Genomic DNA, 6,265 nt, shown 5'->3' on the forward strand with positions numbered 1-6,265 from the left:
CCCCACTCCCTATCTAACAGCCTCTGGCAAAATCAACATCGCATCGCCAAAGGAGTAAAAACGATAATTTTTTGCGATCGCATCCTGATATAATGCCAATAAGCGATCGCGTCCAATCAACGCACTGACTAACATCAGTAACGAAGAGCGAGGCAAATGAAAATTAGTAATCAACCCCTCCACAACTCGCCACTGATAACCAGGATAAATAAATAAATTTGTCTTGCCACAATAAGGCTGTAATTCCCCACAAGCCGCAGCACCTTCCAAAGCGCGTACCGCTGTAGTGCCTACCGCAATAACTCTTCCTCCTGATGCTTTGGTTTTCTGAATCTTTTCTACTGTTGCAGCCGAAACTTCTAACCACTCCCCGTGCATTTGATGATCGATTATATTTTCTACTTCCACGGGGCGAAAAGTACCAATCCCAACATTTAAAGTTACCCACGCTTGCTCAATTCCCCGTTTCCGACATTCTTGTAACAATTCTGGGGTAAAATGTAACCCAGCCGTGGGTGCTGCAACTGAACCTGGATCTTGAGCATAAACGGTTTGATACTGTTCTGGTGTAGCTTTGCTATTAGTAATATATGGAGGAAAGGGCATCTCCCCATATTGCTCCAAAAGACTCATCATCGATACCCCGGTAGGTACATCAAACTGCAATATACGCCCATTCGTCGCCTCATCTCTAGCAACAATCTCGGCACTGAGAATGGGGAGTGAGGGAGTATTTTGACTATCGAATTGAGGGATAAGAGGGGAAGATGCCACGGGTTGGCGAGGTGTAAATAAAATTTTGGCTCCTACCTTGAGACGCTTACCTGGTTTGACAAGGGCTAGCCAAGAGTTAGCTTCTTGCTCCTCTAATAACAATACCTCCACAGGTGCGCCTGTCACTTTCCTACCATAGAGTCTAGCTGGGATAACGCGAGTATTATTTAAGATTAAAAGATCTCCAGGCTGGAGTAATTGTGGTAAATCTCGGAAAATGCGATCCTCGTGATGAGTTACAGAATCAACGACAAGCAAACGAGAGCTATCCCTGGGAATCAAGGGTGTTTGAGCAATCCTCTCCTCCGGTAGTTGGTAATCATAGCTAGAAACGAGTCTGTCGATATCCTTCTCCTTCTCTAACCCTTTATCCATAGAGATTTCTGAGTTTTGAGACTTACTATCCATAGAATTTCCGATTAGCACTATTTTCCACCACTCGATCGTCAAAATAAATCCATATCCGTTACATCTGAGATCTTGCACCAGTTTCAATTGGGCGGTTGAAACCGCGTCTACAGAGACGAAACCCGCCTTCGCGGGTTAATAAATCCTTGAGCTTTCATGATTCCGCGCAGGCGGAATTTGTTTGTGTAGCTGCGATTTCCAATCGCCAAGGCTTATTGCAACTGGTGCAAGATCTCAGTTACATCCGTTCCCCCATACTCTACCAAATCCACCACCCAACCTACCCCCATCCGCTGCCATCTTTCCTGCCAATTACCGCATTTTTGAACCTTGTCAGAGGTGAGGGGTGGGAGGAGCCAGAGGTGACAGGTTAAGAGCAAATAGCACAACCAATAACCAATGACGAATCACAAATAAGCAACAACCAATACAGATTGGGTAAATCCCCTATCCAATATAGGGTGCTTTTCCCCTATCCATGAGGAACACTTCCCCAGGATAATTAAAAAATATAGAACTATCTTGGACTTAGAGCCAAGAATGCCGTATGGATTACCTCTACTTCCTTGCCAATGCTAGCTTAACTCTGCGAGTCGTCGAATATCTCCACTCGATGCCCCACCTCCCATTCCAATTCATAACGGTGATTCATCAGATTGAGGGATGGGTAGTTAAGGTAAAAATGAATCATCCTCTGACTCCTCAACAAGACGGAGATTTCCGAGCTTTCATGAGTGAATTAGGAATTCCTTACGAACCGGATATTCGGGTGCAAATGGCACTTTGGAGTCTGGAAACTGGACAATCAGTAGTTGATGTCATGCGTCGCTACCAAGTTGCTGTGGTTTCTCATGGTAGCCCAGATAGAAGCAATATTGAAGCATTTCGCCAACAGTTTACGATGGGCTTGGGATACTGCCCAGAAACCTTGGCTTAAACACTCGTTATTGATGATGACTACAGTGATTGTCAAATCAAAAAAACGTATAATAGGACTTAGATAAAGCCTCTATCTGTAGGGTGCGTTATGCTTGGCTAACGCACCCTTGCCATTTGTAATGTAACCTATTAAGTCCTCCATATTAAGCACCATATCTATCTAAAAAGTGCTGTAAACCCTGCATAAGCGAAAAAATCATGATTCCCTATTCAAAGGCTGAGTCAATGTAGTCTTGTAGTATTAATTGGTATCCTGCCACCTGTACAGGTTTACCTAACTCCACAGGTGTACTCTGTATAACATAGCTAGTGACTGCGCCGCGCAAATTTGGTGAAAGGCGCTGACAGTTAACAATAGCGACATCAAACCGACAGTTAACTGTCGCAGCATCTGGGTAGTCTGCTAGAAATAGCTCGGCGGTTTGCCTGATTTTTGCTTGTTTCCGTGGGGTAACCGCCAGTCGCCCATCTTCATCCCAATTTTTGCGACTGCGTGTTTTTATTTCCACAAATGCTATAATAGGATCGAGTTGGCGCAGCAGAGGAGAATTACCCCCACTCCCCGCTTCTCTCTCGCCGCTCACCCCTCCCCATTCCTCATGCCTCATCTTCAGTGCAATCACGTCTATCTCTCCCCAAGGGCAGCGCCAGCGGTGATGTAAGATAGTCCAACCTTTATTTTTTAACCACTCAGCAACTAGTTTTTCGCCTAATTCTCCGACATTAGGATTCCGGTTTTGATGGAGTGCGGTAGAGTTGGGGGAAACTTTCACGAGTGTTGTTATATCGAATCTGTTGGCTTTGGTATAATATCTTTTTTTTAACGCATAGACACGCAGCGGCTTCTCGCAGAGTAGAGCGCAAAGGGCGCAAAGGTTTTTAGATCGGTGGTGTTGCCTAGTAGTATAATTCAATTGAGGAAATGATGCTGTAAATTCAGACTGGTGTTTGAAAATATGGTAATCGTCCCAATTTTTTATCTTTGTTGTATTATGACTCTTCGGCAACACCTGCGTATTCCAGCTATTTTATTCAGTTTTATTCTATTTTTAGTTACTTTTGTGGGTAGTTTTAGTGCTATGGCAAATCCTGCTATGGCTCTACTACTGGATTACAATCAAGCATATCTGGTTGGTGAAGATTTATCTCATCGCGATTTAACTGAGGCAACCTTTACTAGAGCCGATCTGAGAAACAGCGATTTGAGCTATGCTAATTTAAGGGGCGTAAGCTTGTTTTCGGCAAATCTTGAATCTGCTAACTTAGAGGGAGCTGACCTTAGCTATTCTACCATATCTACTGCTCGTTTTTTCAATGCTAATTTAAAGAATGCTATTCTTGAAGGTTCATTTGCCTTCAATGCCAGGTTTGATGGGGCAATTATTGAAGGGGCTGATTTTACTGATGTTTTGTTTCGTGGAGATACGGAGGAACAACTCTGTGCTATTGCTAGTGGTACTAATCCTATCACTGGACGCGATACTCGCGATACTTTATTTTGTCCTTAAAAGTGTCAACAATAGTATAAATGGTGCGTTAGCAGAGCGTAACGCACCCTACATATATAACTAGAGAGAAACCCGGTTTCTTCAAGAAACCGGGTTTCTTTTGTAGTTTTTAGGTTAATTCAATCATCTCTAAAAAATTGCTCTGACGGAAAGGCTCTAATTCTTTAATCCGTTTATCTGCTAATTTAAACTCTTGCCAGTAGTATTCCTTCCGTTGTAAGTCTATTATGGGATCGAGTTTTTGCCATTGCTCTAAACAATAACGCCGATGTTTTTCTGATGTTACTATCTCTAGACAAGCTGCGGCAGAGCGAATTACCATGGGAGTGCGGATAATATCTTCTGTGCATTTCTCACTTAAATGAAAGAGATGGTTTACCTGTGCCATCTCTTTGGCAAATTGAATACTACGCTCTTGGAGCATGGAAATAAGTGGATTTTCTATTTGATTTGATTCGGCAATAGTTGGCTCTAATTCTAATATTTGTTGCCACAAAAATCGGTGATGGGGAAGAGTAAATATTAAATCTTTTGCTTCTAATATCTCAAGAATTATTTCTCTATATTCGGGACAATGTAAGTAGATTATTAATAACAAAGATTCTGCTCTTTGTAATAGATTTCGCTCGTTACCTGTAGGCAATAGAGGTAAATTGTCTTTTTTGAGGCTTCCTTTTGGTAGGGGTTGGTTTTGCTTTTTAAACTTAGCAATAAAAGATTGTTCTAGCTGCCGCCTGAGTTGCTGATTGCCACTTGATAGACTTTCAGCACATTGACTAATGTAATAGCTCCGCTGAGATTCATCATTAATTTTACTCAATAATTCTACCATTTTTTGAGCCACTTGTTGAAAGATATCTCCTTGTTTGAGATCCCGATTAATCAGAAATCGCTCGATTTGCCAATCTAGCCAAAGTGGAGCAGTTTGGAGTAACTCCTGATACTTTTGAGCTGCATCAGAAGCATGACTGAGAAATTCATCAGCATCTTTACCATCTGGTAAATTTAGTACTCTTAGTTTAACTTGCCCCTTATAAGCTAAATCAGCAATCTCGCCAATTGCTCTTTCCGCTGCCTTATTACCAGCCGCATCTGCATCAAAATTAAGAATAATTGTTTTAGAATCGGTATAGCGCAAAAGGAGCCGCACTTGGTCTAAACTAAGAGCAGTACCCAAAGAAGCCACCACATTTTTAATTCCAGCGGCGTGGAGTGCAATGGCATCGAAATATCCTTCGACAACGACAGCTCTATCTTCCTTAGTAATCGCATCGCGAGCCTTATCTAAAGCAAATAAAGTTTTGCCTTTATTAAATAGTGGAGTTTCCGGAGAATTGAGATATTTGGGTTGTTCATCAATCGAAGTTCTCCCACCAAAACCAATTGTACGCCCTTGGTAGTCATGAATGGGAATAATAATCCGATTCCGAAACCTATCGTAATAGCCATTTCCCTCTTTTCGAGGTACAATTAAACCAGCCTTCTCTACTAATTGCACTGGCTTACTTTTCTGTTCCACCAAATATCGATATAGAGTATCCCAACCAGGCGGCGCATATCCCAGTTGAAACTGTTGAATTGTTTCCTCAGAAAGACGACGATTAACTTTTAGATAACTCAAAGATTCCTCTCCTTGAGGTTGCCGGAGAACATGTTGATAAAATGCCCTCGCGAGTGCTACAATTTCATATAATTGATCCAATAGCGACAACTGACGCTGCAATTGTTGACGCTCTTCTGGTTCTAAAGTTTGGACTGGTACTTGATAGCGCTGTGCTAAACTAAGTACCACATCAGCAAAAGATTGCTTCCCCACCTCTGTCAAAAATTTAATGGCATCCCCACCCGCATTACAGCCAAAGCAGTAGTACATCTGCTTAGTAGGGCTAACGCTAAAACTAGGACTTTTTTCCTCATGGAAAGGGCACAAACCTAAATAGTCTTTACCACGTTTCCGCAGCACAACTCTTTCCGAGATAATCTCAACAATGTCTATTCGTTGCTTAACTTGTTCGATAGTGTCTGGATGGAGGCGGGGAATTTGCACGGTGACAGAGATGAAAAAAACGAATAGATATATCTTACTCTACCGGAGTTAGGAGTTAGGAGTTAGGAGTATGCGCGAAGCGCAGGCTACGCCAACGGAGGGGGGCTACTCCTAACACCCAACTCAAGTTACCAATCAAAATAAATGATACCCAGCTTAGAGAGAAGTGTAACATCGCTGATTTGATTGTTACCTATCCAAAGCACAGTAAGATTAGTCAACTTGGCGAGAGGTGTAATATCGCTGATTTGATTATTACTTAACCAAAGCACAGCAAGATTAGTCAGGTTGGCGAGAGGTTTTATATCCCTGATTTGATTATTACTTAGCCGCAGCCTAGTAAGCTTAGTCAAGTTAGAGAGAGCAGTAATATCACTGATTTGATTATTCTGTACCATCAGCCAAGTAAGATTAGTCAGGTTGGAGAGAGGTGTAATATCGCTGATTTGATTATTATCTAGCCCCAGCCCAGTAAGATTAGTCAGGTTGGAGAGAGGAGTAATATCCCTGATTTGATTATTCTCTAGCCTCAGCCCAGTAAGATTAGTCAGGTTGGAGAGAGGAGTAATATCGCTGATTTGATTATTAT

Annotated in this window: 7 protein-coding genes; 3 read left to right on the top strand and 4 right to left on the bottom strand. The window is 42.1% G+C overall.

What is annotated here, in order from left to right; translation table 11 throughout:
• Positions 1-9 precede the first annotated feature (9 nt).
• Positions 10-1,149 (bottom strand): tRNA preQ1(34) S-adenosylmethionine ribosyltransferase-isomerase QueA, encoded by a 1,140-nt coding sequence (queA, locus tag NJ959_RS24310; protein WP_254014337.1) that lies wholly within the window; start codon positions 1,147-1,149, stop codon positions 10-12.
• A 179-nt stretch (positions 1,150-1,328) separates the two neighbouring features.
• Between queA and NJ959_RS24315 the strand changes: the two genes are divergently transcribed.
• Positions 1,329-1,556, top strand: coding sequence for a hypothetical protein (locus NJ959_RS24315; protein WP_254014331.1), 228 nt, complete (start codon positions 1,329-1,331; stop codon positions 1,554-1,556).
• Between the two features lie 173 nt (positions 1,557-1,729).
• Complete coding sequence (locus tag NJ959_RS24320; protein ID WP_254014332.1) at positions 1,730-2,119, top strand: hypothetical protein; 390 nt, start codon at positions 1,730-1,732, stop codon at positions 2,117-2,119.
• Between the two features lie 208 nt (positions 2,120-2,327).
• Here NJ959_RS24320 and NJ959_RS24325 read toward each other — a convergent pair whose 3' ends face one another.
• Positions 2,328-2,894: a YraN family protein gene (locus NJ959_RS24325; RefSeq protein ID WP_254014333.1), complete on the bottom strand. Its 567-nt coding sequence runs from the start codon at positions 2,892-2,894 to the stop codon at positions 2,328-2,330.
• Positions 2,895-3,113: 219 nt separating this feature from the next.
• On the opposite strand from NJ959_RS24325, the gene NJ959_RS24330 reads away from it, so the two are divergent.
• Positions 3,114-3,629 carry a pentapeptide repeat-containing protein gene (locus NJ959_RS24330; RefSeq protein ID WP_254014334.1) on the top strand — a complete coding sequence of 172 codons (516 nt, stop codon included), beginning with the start codon at positions 3,114-3,116 and terminating at the stop codon, positions 3,627-3,629.
• Positions 3,630-3,738: 109 nt separating this feature from the next.
• Here the strand turns inward: NJ959_RS24330 and dnaG are convergent, their stop codons facing one another.
• Positions 3,739-5,676: a DNA primase gene (dnaG, locus tag NJ959_RS24335; RefSeq protein ID WP_254014335.1), complete on the bottom strand. Its 1,938-nt coding sequence runs from the start codon at positions 5,674-5,676 to the stop codon at positions 3,739-3,741.
• Positions 5,677-5,804: 128 nt separating this feature from the next.
• Positions 5,805-6,265: leucine-rich repeat domain-containing protein (locus NJ959_RS24340; protein ID WP_254014336.1), on the bottom strand; the 461-nt coding region annotated here is incomplete at its 5' end.

It is taken from the genome of Limnofasciculus baicalensis BBK-W-15 (assembly GCF_024178385.1).
Lineage (GTDB): Bacteria > Cyanobacteriota > Cyanobacteriia > Cyanobacteriales > Coleofasciculaceae > Limnofasciculus > Limnofasciculus baicalensis.